The 13,877-nt window shown below is 72.0% G+C and carries 13 protein-coding genes and 1 riboswitch; of the genes, 9 read left to right on the top strand and 4 right to left on the bottom strand.

The window, feature by feature from the left end; translation table 11 throughout:
• Positions 1-2 precede the first annotated feature (2 nt).
• From ACZ63F_RS39350 to ACZ63F_RS39360, 3 genes are all read left to right on the top strand, one after another.
• Entirely contained in the window at positions 3-383 is a 381-nt protein-coding gene (locus ACZ63F_RS39350) for a DUF742 domain-containing protein (RefSeq protein WP_469718525.1), read from the top strand.
• Positions 384-531: 148 nt separating this feature from the next.
• Positions 532-1,323 (top strand): carbon-nitrogen hydrolase family protein, encoded by a 792-nt coding sequence (locus ACZ63F_RS39355; protein ID WP_469718526.1) that lies wholly within the window; start codon positions 532-534, stop codon positions 1,321-1,323.
• 52 nt (positions 1,324-1,375) lie between these two features.
• The gene (locus ACZ63F_RS39360; protein ID WP_469718527.1) at positions 1,376-3,073 is read left to right on the top strand and encodes a flavin monoamine oxidase family protein; all 1,698 of its coding nucleotides are present in this window, start codon (positions 1,376-1,378) and stop codon (positions 3,071-3,073) included.
• On the opposite strand, the gene ACZ63F_RS39365 is transcribed toward ACZ63F_RS39360, so the two are convergent.
• The 3 genes from ACZ63F_RS39365 to ACZ63F_RS39375 all read right to left on the bottom strand — a co-directional run bounded on the left by ACZ63F_RS39365 (position 3,074) and on the right by ACZ63F_RS39375 (position 6,252).
• Entirely contained in the window at positions 3,074-4,003 is a 930-nt protein-coding gene (locus tag ACZ63F_RS39365; RefSeq protein ID WP_469718529.1) for an LLM class F420-dependent oxidoreductase, read from the bottom strand.
• 95 nt (positions 4,004-4,098) lie between these two features.
• Entirely contained in the window at positions 4,099-4,785 is a 687-nt protein-coding gene (locus ACZ63F_RS39370; RefSeq protein ID WP_469718530.1) for a DUF5995 family protein, read from the bottom strand.
• Positions 4,786-4,872: 87 nt separating this feature from the next.
• Positions 4,873-6,252: a uracil-xanthine permease family protein gene (locus ACZ63F_RS39375; protein ID WP_469718532.1), complete on the bottom strand. Its 1,380-nt coding sequence runs from the start codon at positions 6,250-6,252 to the stop codon at positions 4,873-4,875.
• Positions 6,253-6,384: 132 nt separating this feature from the next.
• On the opposite strand from ACZ63F_RS39375, the gene ACZ63F_RS39380 reads away from it, so the two are divergent.
• Positions 6,385-7,644, top strand: a complete 1,260-nt coding sequence (locus tag ACZ63F_RS39380; RefSeq protein ID WP_469718534.1) for an alginate lyase family protein — start codon at positions 6,385-6,387, stop codon at positions 7,642-7,644.
• Positions 7,645-7,730: 86 nt separating this feature from the next.
• Positions 7,731-8,189, top strand: a complete 459-nt coding sequence (locus ACZ63F_RS39385; RefSeq protein WP_351960463.1) for an acyl-CoA thioesterase — start codon at positions 7,731-7,733, stop codon at positions 8,187-8,189.
• On the opposite strand, the gene ACZ63F_RS39390 is transcribed toward ACZ63F_RS39385, so the two are convergent.
• Entirely contained in the window at positions 8,149-9,363 is a 1,215-nt protein-coding gene (locus ACZ63F_RS39390; protein WP_469718535.1) for an MFS transporter, read from the bottom strand. The genes ACZ63F_RS39385 and ACZ63F_RS39390 overlap by 41 nt on opposite strands.
• 133 nt (positions 9,364-9,496) lie before the next feature.
• On the opposite strand from ACZ63F_RS39390, the gene ACZ63F_RS39395 reads away from it, so the two are divergent.
• The 4 genes from ACZ63F_RS39395 (at position 9,497) to ACZ63F_RS39410 (ending at position 13,856) form a co-directional block, all read left to right on the top strand.
• A complete protein-coding gene (locus ACZ63F_RS39395; RefSeq protein ID WP_469718537.1) occupies positions 9,497-10,747 on the top strand; it encodes an ROK family transcriptional regulator in 1,251 nt (416 codons plus the stop codon).
• Between the two features lie 274 nt (positions 10,748-11,021).
• A riboswitch (FMN riboswitch) is annotated at positions 11,022-11,152 on the top strand.
• Between the two features lie 156 nt (positions 11,153-11,308).
• Positions 11,309-11,929, top strand: a complete 621-nt coding sequence (locus ACZ63F_RS39400) for a riboflavin synthase (protein WP_469718541.1) — start codon at positions 11,309-11,311, stop codon at positions 11,927-11,929.
• Positions 11,926-12,567, top strand: coding sequence for a nicotinamide mononucleotide transporter family protein (locus ACZ63F_RS39405; RefSeq protein WP_469718543.1), 642 nt, complete (start codon positions 11,926-11,928; stop codon positions 12,565-12,567). The genes ACZ63F_RS39400 and ACZ63F_RS39405 overlap by 4 nt, the downstream gene beginning before the upstream one ends.
• On the top strand, positions 12,564-13,856 hold the full coding sequence (locus tag ACZ63F_RS39410) for a bifunctional 3,4-dihydroxy-2-butanone-4-phosphate synthase/GTP cyclohydrolase II (protein WP_469718544.1): 1,293 nt from the start codon (positions 12,564-12,566) through the stop codon (positions 13,854-13,856). Before ACZ63F_RS39405 ends, ACZ63F_RS39410 begins: the two co-directional genes overlap by 4 nt.
• The last annotated feature ends 21 nt before the right edge of the window (positions 13,857-13,877 follow it).

Here is a 13,877-nt window from a genome sequence, read left to right on the forward strand (position 1 = left end):
CGGTGAGCGACGAGCACTGGTACGAGGACGAGACCGGGTCCCTGGTCCGCCCCTACACCGTGACCCGGGGCCGTACCGAGCCCTCCGGCAAGCACTCCATCGATCTGATGTCCCAGGTCACGGCCCTCGAAGCGGAGGCGTCCCAGGCCGCGGTCGACCATGCCCGCGTCGCGCTGCTCGCCCTGGTGCGCCGCGGGGCCCGCCCCGTCGTCGAACTCGCCGCGGACGCCGACCTGCCGCTCACCGTCGTACGCGTGCTGCTCGCCGATCTCGCCGAGGCCGGACTGGTCCGCATCGAGGAGCCGCGCCGGCTGGAACCGGCCGGTCCCGCCGCCGACCCCGAGTTGCTGAAAGTGATCGTGGAGCGGCTGCGGGAGCTGTGACCCCGCGCAACGAATCGCCACCGCACCCCCGTCCCACGCAACGAACCGCGCGGCCACGCGCAACGGCTCCGCCTTGTCCGGTCGGGCCCGCCGACCGTACCGTCTAACTGACCCCCCAGACCTCCTTCCGTACCCGGTGAGGACCCGCATGCGCACCGCCCTGCTCCAGAGCTCCGGCCGCCCCGGCTCGACCTTCGAGAACCTCAAGGTGCTCGACGAGGCCGCCGGCCGGGCCGCCGCCGCGGGCGCCGCGCTGCTCGTCGCCCCGGAGATGTTCCTCACCGGCTACGCGATCGGCGACGACATCGCCCGCCTCGCCGAGCCCGCCGACGGGGACAGCGCGGACGCGGTCGCCGAACTGGCCCACCGGCACGGCCTCGCGATCACCTACGGCTACCCGGAGCGCGACGGCGACCAGGTCCACAACTCCGCCCAGCTGATCTCCGCCGACGGCACCCGGCTCGCGAACTACCGCAAGTCCCACCTCTTCGGCGGCTTCGAGCGGGACCACTTCACCCCGGGCGACCAGCCGGTCGTCCAGGCACAGCTGAACGGCCTCACCGTCGGGATCATGATCTGCTACGACGTGGAGTTCCCGGAGCTGGTCCGCGCCCACGCCCTGGCCGGCACCGACCTGCTGCTGGTCCCGACGGCGAACATGCACCCGTTCGAGATCGTCGCCGAGTCCCTGGTCCCGGTGCGGGCCTGGGAGAACCAGATGTACGTCGCCTACGCCAACCGAGTCGGCCAGGAAGGCGAGTTCGAGTTCTTCGGGCTCTCCGCGCTGGCCGGACCCGACGGGGTCGCCCGCGCCCGCGCCGGCCGCTTTGGTGAGGAACTCGTCCTCGCCGACCTCGACCCCGCCCTCCTCGCCGCCTCCCGCGAGGCGAACCCGTACCTCGAGGACCGCCGCCCCGGCCTCTACGGGTCCCTGGCCTGACCTCCCCGCTCCTCATCACCCCTTTCGCTTTTCCGCAAGGAGTCCGTACCCCATGACGTCCACGGTGCCCAACGCCGTCGAGCACGCCGACGTGCAGCAGCCGCCGATCACCATGTTCGGCCCGGACTTCCCCTACGCCTACGACGACTTCCTCGCCCACCCGGCCGGGCTCGGCCAGGTCCCGGCGACCGAGCACGGCACCGAGGTCGCCGTCATCGGCGGCGGCCTGTCCGGCATCGTGGCCGCGTACGAACTGATGAAGATGGGCCTGAAGCCGGTCGTCTACGAGGCCGACGAGATCGGCGGCCGGCTGCGGACCGTCGGCTTCGAGGGCTGCGACCCCTCGCTGACCGCCGAGATGGGCGCGATGCGCTTCCCGCCCTCCTCCACCGCCCTCCAGCACTACATCGACCTGGTGGGCCTGGAGACCCGGCCCTTCCCCAACCCCCTGGCGGAGGCGACCCCCTCGACCGTCGTCGACCTCAAGGGCGAGTCGCACTACGCCGAGACGATCGACGACCTGCCGCAGGTCTACCGTGACGTCGCCGCCGCCTGGAACAGGTGCCTGGACGAGGGCGCCGACTTCTCCGACATGAACCGCGCGATGCGTGAGCGGGACGTGCCGTGCATCCGCGAGATCTGGGCGAAGCTCGTCGAGAAGCTCGACAACCAGACCTTCTACGGCTTCCTCTGCGACTCCGAGGCCTTCAGGTCCTTCCGGCACCGCGAGATCTTCGGCCAGGTCGGCTTCGGCACCGGCGGCTGGGACACCGACTTCCCCAACTCCATCCTCGAGATCCTGCGGGTCGTCTACACCGAGGCCGACGACCACCACCGCGGCATCGTCGGCGGCTCCCAGCAGCTGCCGCTCAGGCTCTGGGAGCGCGAGCCGGAGAAGATCGTGCACTGGGCGTACGGGACGTCGCTCGCGAAGCTGCACGAGAACGGCGAGCCCCGGCCCGCCGTGACCCGGCTGCACCGCACCAACGGCAACCGGATCACCGTCACGGACGCGAACGGCGACATCCGCACCTACCAGGCGGCGGTCTTCACCGCCCAGTCCTGGATGCTGCTCTCCAAGATCGCCTGTGACGACTCGCTCTTCCCGATCGACCACTGGACCGCGATCGAGCGCACCCACTACATGGAGTCCTCGAAGCTGTTCGTCCCGGTCGACCGGCCCTTCTGGCTCGACAAGGACGAGGAGACGGGCCGGGACGTCATGTCGATGACACTCACCGACCGGATGACTCGCGGCACCTACCTCCTGGACGACGGCCCGGACAAGCCCGCCGTCATCTGCCTGTCCTACACCTGGTGCGACGACAGCCTGAAGTGGCTGCCGCTGTCCGCGCACGAGCGGATGGAGGTCATGTTGAAGTCGCTCGGCGAGATCTACCCGAAGGTCGACATCAGGAAGCACATCATCGGCAACCCGGTGACCGTGTCCTGGGAGAACGAGCCCTACTTCATGGGCGCGTTCAAGGCCAACCTGCCCGGTCACTACCGCTACCAGCGGCGCCTGTTCACGCACTTCATGCAGGACTCGCTGCCCGACGACAAGCGGGGCATCTTCCTCGCGGGCGACGACATCTCCTGGACGGCGGGCTGGGCCGAGGGCGCCGTCCAGACCGCGCTGAACGCGGTCTGGGGCGTCATGCACCACTTCGGCGGCACGACCGACGCGGCCAACCCCGGCCCGGGAGACGTCTACGACGAGATCGCGCCGGTCGAGCTTCCAGAGGACTGACTAGATCCCGGCCGCCCGCGCCTTCTCGTACACCTCGGCGGCGACGTCCTTGAGCTCCTGGGCGTCCCGCGGAGTGGACTCGAGGTCGACCAGGATCTCCTCCAGGCCGACCGCCGCGTGCGCCACGAGGTCCTCGACGATCTGGTCGACGCTGCCCTGGAAGGGGCGGCGGTCGGGGCCGTCGTAGGCCTTGGGCGTGTACGTGGTGTTGACCCGCAGGACCGTCTGGATCGGTTCCGTGCGGCCGCGTTCGGCCGCCAGGTCCTGCAACTCCCGCCACTCTGCCGCGACCTGGGCGGCACCCATGCCCACCGGCAGCCAGCCGTCGGCGTGGTCGACCAGCCGGCGCTTGGCCCGCTTGTTGCTCGCCGCCAGCAGGATCGGGATCGGCCGGGCCGGCTTGGGGCCGACCACGGCGGAGGCGATCTTCGTGAGCCGCCCGTCGTAACGCACCGGGTCCGGGCCCCACACGGCCCGGCACACCTCGATGAGTTCGTCGAGCACCGTGCCCCGCTCCTCGAACGGCCGGATTCCGGCGGCCGCGTACTCGTCGAGGGACCAGCCCGTGCCGAAGCCCGCCAGCACCCGGCCGCCGCTCGCCGCGTCCAGCGTCGCCAGGGACCGGGCCAGCTGGAAGGGGTTGTGCAGCGGCGCCACCAGGACACTGCTGCCCAGCCGCACCCGCTCGGTGACCGCGGCGGCCAGGGTCAGCGTGACCAGGGGCTCGGCCACGCTCCGGTACTCGTCGGGCCAGGGGAGGCCCGGGACGTCGTAGAGGCCCTGGGTGGCGGGCTCCGGGAACAGGGCCCGCTCGAAGACCCACAGGCTGTCGTAGCCGATCTGCTCGGCGGCGCGGGCCACGTCGGGGACATCGGTGCCGGGGGAGTACTGCCGCATCTGGGGAAGGCCGAAGCCGAGCCGGGTGGTCATGCCGGTGCTCCTTCGCAGTCGGGTGCCTGCAGTCAACGCAGGGCGTACGCCCGGGGATTCCGGTGCGGGCGGACGGGCGGTCGGATCAGGCCGCTTCAGCCGCACATCGGCGTGAGCAGCATCCGGCCGGCCAGGCCCACGGCCGCGTCCAGCCGCTCGGTGAACTCCTCGGCCAGGTCCCCGACCCCGCGCAGCGCCCACAGGGCCCGCGCCGCCGCCCAGGTCGCGTCCCGGGCCCGCTCCAGGCTCCAGGAGCCGAGCAGATGGGTCAGCGGGTCGGCGATCTGGAGCAGGTCGGGACCCGGCATCAGGTCCTCGCGGACGCGCTCCTCCAGCGAGACCAGCAGGTCGCCCACGCGGTCGAACTCGTCCTCCAGGTCGGCCGGTTCGCAGCCGAGCGTGCGGCAGGCGTCCACCACGGCCAGCGCCAGGTCGTGCCCGATGTGCGCGTTGATGCCGGCCAGCGCGAACTGCAGTGGGCGGACCCCGGGATGGCGGCGGAACTGGAACAACGGCCGCCAGCAGGCCGGGGGCCGGCGGCCCGCCGCCTCGGCGTCCACGGCGGCCAGGTAGCGCTCGGCGAACCGCACGTCCAGGGTCGCCGCGGCCCGGGGGTCCGCGAACCGGCCCGCGTCCAGGCGCCGTTGGACCTCCTCCGTGACGGCGAGGTAGACACGGTTGAAGACCGCGACCCCGTCCCGCTCGGGCAGGGTCGCGTCCAGGGCGCGCATCCGGGCGACGACGGTGCCGACCGGGGCGGTGAGGTGGTGCAACTGCGCCATGGGGGAAGGGTCCCAGCTCCGGCCCGCCGCGCGTGCCGACGGGCCCGGCGCTTCCCCGGAACGGGGGAACGGGCCCGCCGGGCGGTGCTACGGCCGGTCGTCGTCGTAGGAACTGGTGCCTTCGTCGAGGAGTGGTTCGGCTCCCTTGAGGTGGGCCGGGGCCAGGGCGCGCAGGACGTGGTAGCCGACGATGACCACCAGGGTGCCGAGGGCGATGCCGCTGAGGGAGAAGGTGTCGGTGAACTTCATGCTGACGTTGCCGACGCCGATGATGATGCCGGCGGCCGCCGGGACCAGGTTCAGCGGGTTGCGCAGGTCGACCTCGGCGTGCAGCCAGATCTGGGCGCCGAGCAGGCCGATCATGCCGTAGAGGATGACCGTGATGCCGCCGAGGACCCCGCCCGGGATCGCGGCCACGATCGCGCCGAACTTGGGGCAGACGCCGAAGAGCAGCGCGAAGCCGGCGGCGGCCCAGTAGGCGGCGGTGGAGTAGACGCGGGTCGCGGCCATCACGCCGATGTTCTCGGAGTAGGTGGTGTTGGGCGGGCCGCCCACGGCGGTGGAGAGCATCGAGGCGACGCCGTCGGCCGAGATGGCCGTGCCCAGCTTGTCGTCGAGCGGGTCGCCGGTCATCTCGCCGACCGCCTTGACGTGCCCGGTGTTCTCGGCGACCAGGGCGATGACGACGGGCAGGGCGACCAGGATCGCCGACCACTGGAAGGACGGGCCGTGGAAGGACGGCAGCCCGATCCAGTCGGCCTTGCCGACACCGGAGAGGTCCAGGCGCCAGTGGTCGGTGACCTTGCCGCTCCGGCCCACGGAGTGGATCCGGCCGAAGATCCGGTCGAGGGCCCAGGACAGGGCGTACCCGAAGACCAGGCCCAGGAAGATCGCGATGCGGGACCAGAAACCACGCAGACAGACGACGGCCAGACCGGTGAACGCCATCACCAGCAGGGCCGTCCACTGGTCCTGCGGCCAGTAAGTGGAGGCGGTGACCGGCGCGAGGTTGAAGCCGATCAGCATCACGACCGCGCCGGTGACGATCGGCGGCATCGCGGCGTGGATGATCCGGGCGCCGAAGCGCTGGACGGCCAGCCCGACCAGGAACAGCGCGACGCCGACCACGAAGACCGCGCCGGTCACCGTGGCGCTGGTGCCGCCCTGTGCGCGGATGACGGCGGCCACCCCGACGAAGGACAGCGAACAGCCCAGGTAGCTGGGCACCCGGCCGCGTGTAGCCAGCAGGAAGAGCACGGTCGCGACGCCGGACATCATGATCGCGAGATTCGGGTTCAGGCCCATCAGGACCGGAGCGACGAAGGACGCGCCGAACATGGCGACCACATGCTGGGCGCCGAGCCCGACCGTCCGCGGCCAGGAGAGCCGTTCGTCGGGGCGTACCACCGCTCCGGGCGCGGGCGTGCGCCCGTCACCGTGCAGTTTCCAGCGCACGCCGAGATCCATGGTGGGCTTCGCTTTCCTGGTACGTGAATACGGTCCGAACCATTGTCACGGCTACCACGCGGTTCTACGCTCGCGCGGTCCTACTCATGAACTGAGTTCATATATCTGATTTCAGGTCGATCGGAGCACCCGATGAGTGGAAGATCCCGCGCGGCCGTCCTGCTGACGGCCCTGATGGCGTTCGGAGCGGTCCTCGTCCCCTCCGCCCATGCCACGACCAGGGCCCCGGACACCGCCGTCCTCGACGGCGCCCGGCTCCAGCACACCCGGGCCGAACTGCGCGACGGCGACCCGCGGCTGGGGCGCGCGCTGCGCGACCTGACCACCCGCGCCGACACCTGGCTGGACCAGGGCCCCTGGACGGTCGTCGACAAGCCCAAGCCGGCCCCCGGCGGCGACGTCCACGAGTACCTCAGCCAGGCCCCCTACTGGTGGCCCACCACCACGCCCACCGCCGACAACCCCTGGGGCTGCCCCTACGTCCAGCGCGACGGACAGCGCAACCCCGAGGTCGACACCGGCACCGACCGCCAGGACGTCGAGAAGGTCTTCGACTCGACCTACGACCTCTCCCTGGCCTGGTACTACACCGGCAGGCGGGAGTACGCCGAGAAGGCCGGACAGATCCTGCGCACCTGGTTCCTCGACCCGGCGACCCGGATGAACCCGAACCTGGACCACGCCCAGTTCATCCCGTGCAAGTACGACGGCCGGGCCATCGGGATCATCGACTTCTCCCAGTCGTACACGAGCGTGGTCGACGCGCTGGCGATCCTCGGCTCCGGTGCACCCGGCTGGAGCGCCGCGGACCGGGCCGGTATGCACAGCTGGAACACCGACTTCCTCGGCTGGCTGAAGGACAGCGCCTTCGGCAAGGAGGAGGGGGCCGCCGCCAACAACCACGGCACCTTCTACGACATGCAGCTCGCCGCCCTCGCCTACGCCACCGGCGACAAGGCGCTGGCCAGGCAGACCGTGCTGGACGCGCGGGCGAAGCGGATGGACCCGCAGATCGCGGGGGACGGCGGCCAGCCGCAGGAACTGGCCCGCACCAGGAGCTGGCACTACTCGACCTTCGACCTGGTCGCCTACACCCGGCTCGCGGCCATCGGCCGGCACGTCGGCGTGAACCTCTGGAGCTACCGGGGGACGGACGGGCAGAGCCTGTTCAAGGCCGTGGACTACCTGCTGCCGGCCGCGACGGGTGCGGCCGCCTGGCCCTACCCGGAGCTCGAGTTCCACCGCTATGCGGCGAGCGACGTCGTGCACGCGGCGGCCGACGCGGGCGACAAGGCGGCCCAGAAGGCGGTACGGAGGCTGGAGACTCCGCCCGGCGGCGACCTCTGGGCACTGCGGCCGGCCGCCGAGCAGCTGGACTCGATCGCGGGCTGACCAGCCCCTTCCCGGCCGGGGCTCCTGAGCGTCCGCTTAGGATGGAGTGTCCCCACCGCTTCGTCCAGTGCTCAGGAGCCCCACCCGTGACCGCCGAAGCCCTGCCCGCCCCCGCCCTCTCCTACGGCCGGCTGCTGCCGGTCAGCGTCCACTTCGACGACCTCGACGCGCTCGGGATGCTGCACAACGCCCGCTACCCGCTGCTGGTCGAGCGCGCCTGGACCGAACTGTGGCAGGAGCACGGCATCCGCTTCGACGGCGACTGGGCCGCCGCCGGCGACGCCTGCAACGTGGTCAGGGAGCTGCTGATCGGCTACGAGGCACCGGTCACCAGGTCGGGCACCTACGCCGTCCACCTGTGGCTGGAACGGCTCGGCACCACCGGCCTGACCTACGGCTTCCGCTTCTGCTCGCCGGACGGCGCGACCACCTACGCGCGGGGCACCCGGGTGCTCGTCCGGCTGGACGCGGCCACCCTGCGCCCCGCGCCCTGGAGCGAGGCGTTCAGGGCCGTGGCCCGGGAACTGCTGCGGCCTCGGGGCTGACCTCCGCACGGGAGCCCCGCGTCCCGGCGCGCAGCACGCCCGCGAACACCACGAGACCCAGTGCCAGCGCCGTGACCACGCAGAACGACACGACCAGACTGGTCGCCTGGGCGATTCCGCCGATCAGGCTGGGCGCGACCAGGCCCGAGGTGTAGGTGATCGTCGCCACGCCCGCGATGGCCTGGCTCGGGTTCGGCCCGGCGTGCCCGGCCGCCGCGAAGCACAGCGGTACGACGACCGCGATGCCGAGGCCCATCAGCGCGAACCCGGTCATCGCCACCGCCGGTTGCCCGGCGAGGACCACCAGCAGTCCGCCGATCGCGGCGAGCACACCCCCGGCGCGCACGGTACGCACCGCGCCGAAACGGTTCACCACCGCGTCCCCGCTGATCCGGGCCACCGCCATGGCCAGCATGAACCCGGTGGTGGTGGCCGCCGCGAGCCCGGCCGAGCTGTCCATCCGGTCCCGCAGGAACACCGCCGACCAGTCCAGGCTCGCCCCCTCCGCGAACACCGCGCAGAAGCCCACCGTGCCGATGAGCAGCGCCGACCGGGGCGGCAGCGTGAACCGCGGCGGCGGCTCCTCGTCCTCGCCGGCCCTGACGTCCAGGACGAAACCGGCCGCCAGCACGCCGAGCGCGGTGAGAACGGCCGAGGCCAGGGCGAAGTGCACGCGCGCGTCCGTGCCCAGATGCGCGGCGACGGTGCCGGCCGCCGAGCCGAGCAGGGTGCCCGCGCTCCACATGCCGTGCAGCCCGGACATGATCGACCTGTCGAGCACCCGCTCGATCTCCACGCCGAGCGCGTTCATCACCACGTCCGCCATGCCGGCGCTCGCGCCGTACACGAACATCGCCAGGCACAGCAGGTACAGGTTGGTGGCGAGCGACGGCAGGATGAGCGACAGCGTCCACATCGCGATCAGCCCGCGCAGCGCCGTACGGCTGCCGAAGCGGTGGCTGATCCGGCCGGCCAGCGGCATCGAGCACGACGCGCCGAACGCCGTGAACGCGAGCGCGAAGCCCAACTGCCCGGCGCTGAGCGAGGCATGGTCCTGGACCCACGGCACCCGGGTCGCGAACGAGCCGGTGACGGCACCGTGCACGGTGAACACGGCCGCGACGGCGTATCGCGCCCGCTTCACCCCGTGCTGCTCGTAGCCCACGTCTTTCATGGTCCTGCCCCTCCCCGGGTGGGTGCCGCCCCGCTGCCCCCGCTGTCCGCCGTAAACTATCAGGGACCCTGCCTGATAGATAGGGCGTCATGTGGCCGTTCCCGGGCCACAGGGATCTGGGAGGATGCCCGTCATGCCCGCATCACCGCGCACCGCCCGGGCCATCAACGACCGGCTCGCGCTGAGCCTGCTCCAGCAGGAAGGCCCGCTGACGGCAGGGCAGTTGAAGCAGCTGACCGGGCTGTCCCGGCCGACCGTCGCCGACCTCGTCGAACGGCTCACCGCGTCCGGCCTGATCGCGGTGGTCGGCGAGTCGGGGGAGCAGCGCCGGGGGCCGAACGCCCGGCTGTACGGCATCGTCGCCGACCGCGCGTACCTGGCCGCCCTCGACGTCCGCACCGAGAGCGTCTCGGTGCTGGTCTCCGACCTGGTGGGGCGGGTGCTGGCGGAAGGGTCGGCGCCGGTCGTCCCGGAGGAGGGGGAGGTCGCGGCCGTCGAGCAGGCGGTGGAGCTGGTGGAGCGCGCGGCCAAGGAGGCGGGGGCGTCCGGGGAAGCGGGGCGACTGCACACCGTGGGCATCGGGGCGCCCGGCCTCGTGGACCCGGCCACCGGTGAACTGCGCGACTCGGCAGGCCTGCCCGCCTGGCACCGCAGGCTCGTCGCCGCCCTCCAGGAGCGGTTCCCGCAGGCCCGGGTCGGCGTCGAGAACGAGACCAACCTGGCCGCCCTCGCCGAACAGCGGGAGGGTGCCGCCCAGGACCGCGACACCTTCGTCCTGCTCTGGCTGGGCAACAGCTGCGGCGCCGCCGTCGTCCTCGACGGCAGCCTGCGCCGGGGCGCCTCCGGCGGCACGGGCGAGATCGGCTTCCTCCCGGTGCCGGGCACGGCCGGACTGCCGACGGCGACGGACTGCTCCGGCGGGTACCACTCGCTGGTGGGGGCGGCGGCGATCGCGGAGCTGGCGCGGGAGTTCGGGCTGGGGCCGGGCGGTTCGACCGCTGCGAACCTGGTGGCAGAGGCTGCCGTGGACGCGCCCCACAGGGGCGCGGGGAACTGCGCGGCCAGCCACGACGGTGCCGCGGCCGCACGCCGACCGAACCCGGCACACACTCTTTTCCTCGACGCCCTCGCCGACCGCATCGCCCTCGGCGTCGCCGCCGTCGTCGCCGTCCTGGACCCCGGCTGCGTGGTACTCGGCGGCGAGATCGGCCCCGCCGGCGGCGCGGCGCTCGCCGCGCGCGTCGAGGCGCGGCTGCGCCGCATGTCCCCGCTGGCCACCGAGGTGCGCGCCGGCACCCTGGGCGGCGCGGCCGTCCTGCGCGGTGCCCTGCTGACGGCCCGCGAGCGGGCCCAGGACGAGCTCTTCGCGGCACCGGACCGCTGACCCCGTGCGGGGTGCCGGAGCGGACGGCCCGGAGTGGGCGGGCCCGGCGACGGGCAAGGGCCGTCGTCACCGCCACCGGGTCCGCTCGAACCCTAAAAGGACTAGACCAGTGGGGTCAAGAGATGTGAACGATGGTCAAGAGTCCTGGTCCGGGCGCCAGTTGGGCACACTGTGGTCCGTCTGGGAAGTCCAGCGGCAGGAGCTGTGAGGCACCCCACACCCCGCCCCTGTATGGACCACCACCGGGCGTGGCACACTGGCCGTGTACCAGAAGCAGCGCACTCCGGGGTCGGTGAAACTCCGAACCGGCGGTTACAGTCCGCGACCCGTCCGCTTCCAGCGGCCGGTTGACCAGGTGAAATTCCTGGACCGACGGTTAAAGTCCGGATGGGAGGCAGTGCGCGGCGGGCGAGCATGTACGCGTGCGCGCCGCCGTATCTGGTCTCGTCCCTGAGGGACGGGACCTTCTCGGCGTCGCCCTCGGTGTGAGCGTCCGTCCATTCTGTCGTCTGTCGACAGGCCCCGGAGTCCGTGCCCCGTTGAGGCAGGAGGACCCGGGAAGTGTTCACCGGAATCGTCGAAGAGCTGGGTGAGGTCACCGCCGTCGAGAACCTCGGCGACGCGTCCCGTTTCCGGCTCCGTGGCCCCGTGGTGACCGAGGGCGCGCAGCACGGCGACTCCATCGCCGTGAACGGCGTCTGTCTGACCGTCGTGGAGCACGAGGGCGACGAGTTCACCGCCGACGTCATGGCGGAGACCCTCAAGCGTTCCTCCCTCGGCGCGCTGGGCGTCGGCTCCCGCGTCAACCTGGAGCGCCCCACCGCGGTCGGCTCCCGCCTCGGCGGCCACATCGTGCAGGGCCATGTCGACGGCACGGGCCAGGTCCTGGCCCGCACCCCCTCCGAGCACTGGGAGATCGTCAAGATCTCCCTCCCGGCCGACCTCGCCCGCTACGTCGTCGAGAAGGGCTCGATCACGGTCGACGGCATCAGCCTCACCGTCGTCGAGGCCGGCCCCGACCACTTCACGGTCAGCCTGATCCCCACCACCCTCGACCTCACCACCCTCGGCCACAAGCAGCCCGGCGACCCGGTCAACCTGGAGGTCGACGTCGTCGCCAAGTACGTGGAGCGCCTGCTCGCGAACACGCAGCCCGCCGACACGCAGGGAGCGGACCGGTGAACTGGCTGAACTCCGAGGCCTTCACCCTCTTCGGCCAGCACATCATCTGGTCCGACATGATCGGCAACATCCTCGGCCTGATCACCCTCGCCCTCGGCTGGCGCCGCTCGCTGCTCACCTGGCCGGTGCAGTTCCTCTCCGGCCTGGTCCTGTTCACCGCCTTCTACGGCCACCTCGCCGGCAGCGCGGGCAAGCAGGTCGTCGTCATGGTGGTCGCCCTGTACGGCTGGTGGCAGTGGAACCGCAACAAGGGGCAGGGCACCGATGGCCACATCGCGCCCCGCTTCGCCACCTGGCAGGAGCGCGCCGCGATGGTCGCCGCCGCGGCCGCCGGCACCGTCGCCGTCGCCCTGCTCTTCAAGGCCTACCCGTCCCTGTCCTGGGACCCCTGGCCGGACGCCTACATCTTCGTCGGCACCGTCGTCGCCATGTACGCCCAGGCGCGCGGCATGGTCGAGTTCTGGATCGCCTGGCTCCTGGTCGACGCGGTCGGCGTCCCCCTCAACTTCACCAACGGCTACGCCTTCTCCGGCTTCGTCTACGTCATCTACGGCGCGCTCGTCCTGTGGGGCCTGCGCGACTGGTGGCTGCGCTCCCGCCAGGGCGCGCGGCCCGCTCTGGAAGGAGCACCCGCATGACCGCGGCACCGATCCTGTACAGCACCGAAGGCGTCGAGGACCTCACGCTCGACCCGGTCGAGCAGGCCATCGCCGACATCGCGGCCGGCCGCCCGATCGTGGTCGTCGACGACGAGGACCGCGAGAACGAGGGCGACCTCGTCATCGCCGCCGAGAAGATCACCCCCGAGATCGTCGCCTTCATGATGAGCGAGTGCCGCGGCCTGATCTGCGCCCCCATGGAGGGCGAGGAACTGGACCGGCTCGACCTGCCGCAGATGGTCGGTGACAACACCGAGTCGATGAAGACCGCGTTCACCGTCTCCGTGGACGCCTCCGCCGCGCACGGCGTCACCACGGGCATCTCGGCCGCCGACCGCGCCACCACGCTCCGGCTGCTGGCGAGCGGCGAGGCCGAGCCGACCGACCTCGTGCGCCCCGGCCACGTCTTCCCGCTGCGCGCCCGGCCCGGCGGCGTCCTGGTCCGCAACGGCCACACCGAGGCCGCCGTCGACCTCGCCCGCCTCGCGGGCCTGCGCCCGGCCGGCGCCATCGTGGAGATCGCCGGCGAGGACGGCCGGATGCTCCGCCTCCCGGAGCTGATCCCGTTCGCCCGCAAGCACGGCCTGACGATCATCTCCATCGCGGACCTGGTCACCCACCGCCGGGCCGCCGAGCCCACCGTGCGCCGTGAGGCCGAGGTCAACCTGCCCACCCGCCACGGCACGTTCACCGCCTACGGCTACCGGTCCACCACCGACGGCGTCGAGCACGTCGCCCTCGTCCACGGCGAGATCGGCGACGGCGAGGACGTCCTGGTCCGGGTCCACTCCGAGTGCCTCACCGGGGACGTCTTCGGCTCCGCCCGCTGCGACTGCGGACCCCAGCTCGACGCCGCCCTTGACCGCATCCAGGACGAGGGCCGGGGCATCGTCGTCTACCTGCGCGGCCACGAGGGGCGCGGCATCGGCCTGCTGTCCAAGCTGCGCGCCTACGAACTCCAGGAGCGCGGCCGCGACACCCTCGACGCCAACCTCGAACTCGGCCTGCCCGCCGACGCCCGCGACTACGGCGCCGGCGCCCAGATCCTGGCCGACCTCGGGGTGCGCAGCGTCCGCCTGATGACCAACAACCCCGACAAGAGCGACGCGCTGCTGAACCACGGCCTCAAGATCAGCGGACGCGAGCCGATGCCCGTACAGGCGGGCGAGCACAACCTGCGCTACCTGCGCACCAAGCGGGACCGGATGGGCCACGACCTGCCCTGGCTGGACACGCCTCCCGCGATGTCCACCTGCGCCAGCCAGTAGACCGTGGCCGACTGCGGCCAC

It is taken from the genome of Streptomyces sp. NPDC104761, from assembly GCF_055583445.1.

Coding starts and splice junctions, on each gene's coding strand:
- ACZ63F_RS39370 (WP_469718530.1), bottom strand. CDS start 4,785: ATGGCGCAGTTGCACCACCTCACCGCCCCGGTCGGCACCGTCGTCGCC.
- ACZ63F_RS39365 (WP_469718529.1), bottom strand. CDS start 4,003: ATGACCACCCGGCTCGGCTTCGGCCTTCCCCAGATGCGGCAGTACTCC.
- ACZ63F_RS39380 (WP_469718534.1), top strand. CDS start 6,385: ATGAGTGGAAGATCCCGCGCGGCCGTCCTGCTGACGGCCCTGATGGCG.
- ACZ63F_RS39375 (WP_469718532.1), bottom strand. CDS start 6,252: ATGGATCTCGGCGTGCGCTGGAAACTGCACGGTGACGGGCGCACGCCC.
- ACZ63F_RS39410 (WP_469718544.1), top strand. CDS start 12,564: ATGACCGCGGCACCGATCCTGTACAGCACCGAAGGCGTCGAGGACCTC.
- ACZ63F_RS39355 (WP_469718526.1), top strand. CDS start 532: ATGCGCACCGCCCTGCTCCAGAGCTCCGGCCGCCCCGGCTCGACCTTC.
- ACZ63F_RS39395 (WP_469718537.1), top strand. CDS start 9,497: ATGCCCGCATCACCGCGCACCGCCCGGGCCATCAACGACCGGCTCGCG.
- ACZ63F_RS39360 (WP_469718527.1), top strand. CDS start 1,376: ATGACGTCCACGGTGCCCAACGCCGTCGAGCACGCCGACGTGCAGCAG.
- ACZ63F_RS39390 (WP_469718535.1), bottom strand. CDS start 9,363: ATGAAAGACGTGGGCTACGAGCAGCACGGGGTGAAGCGGGCGCGATAC.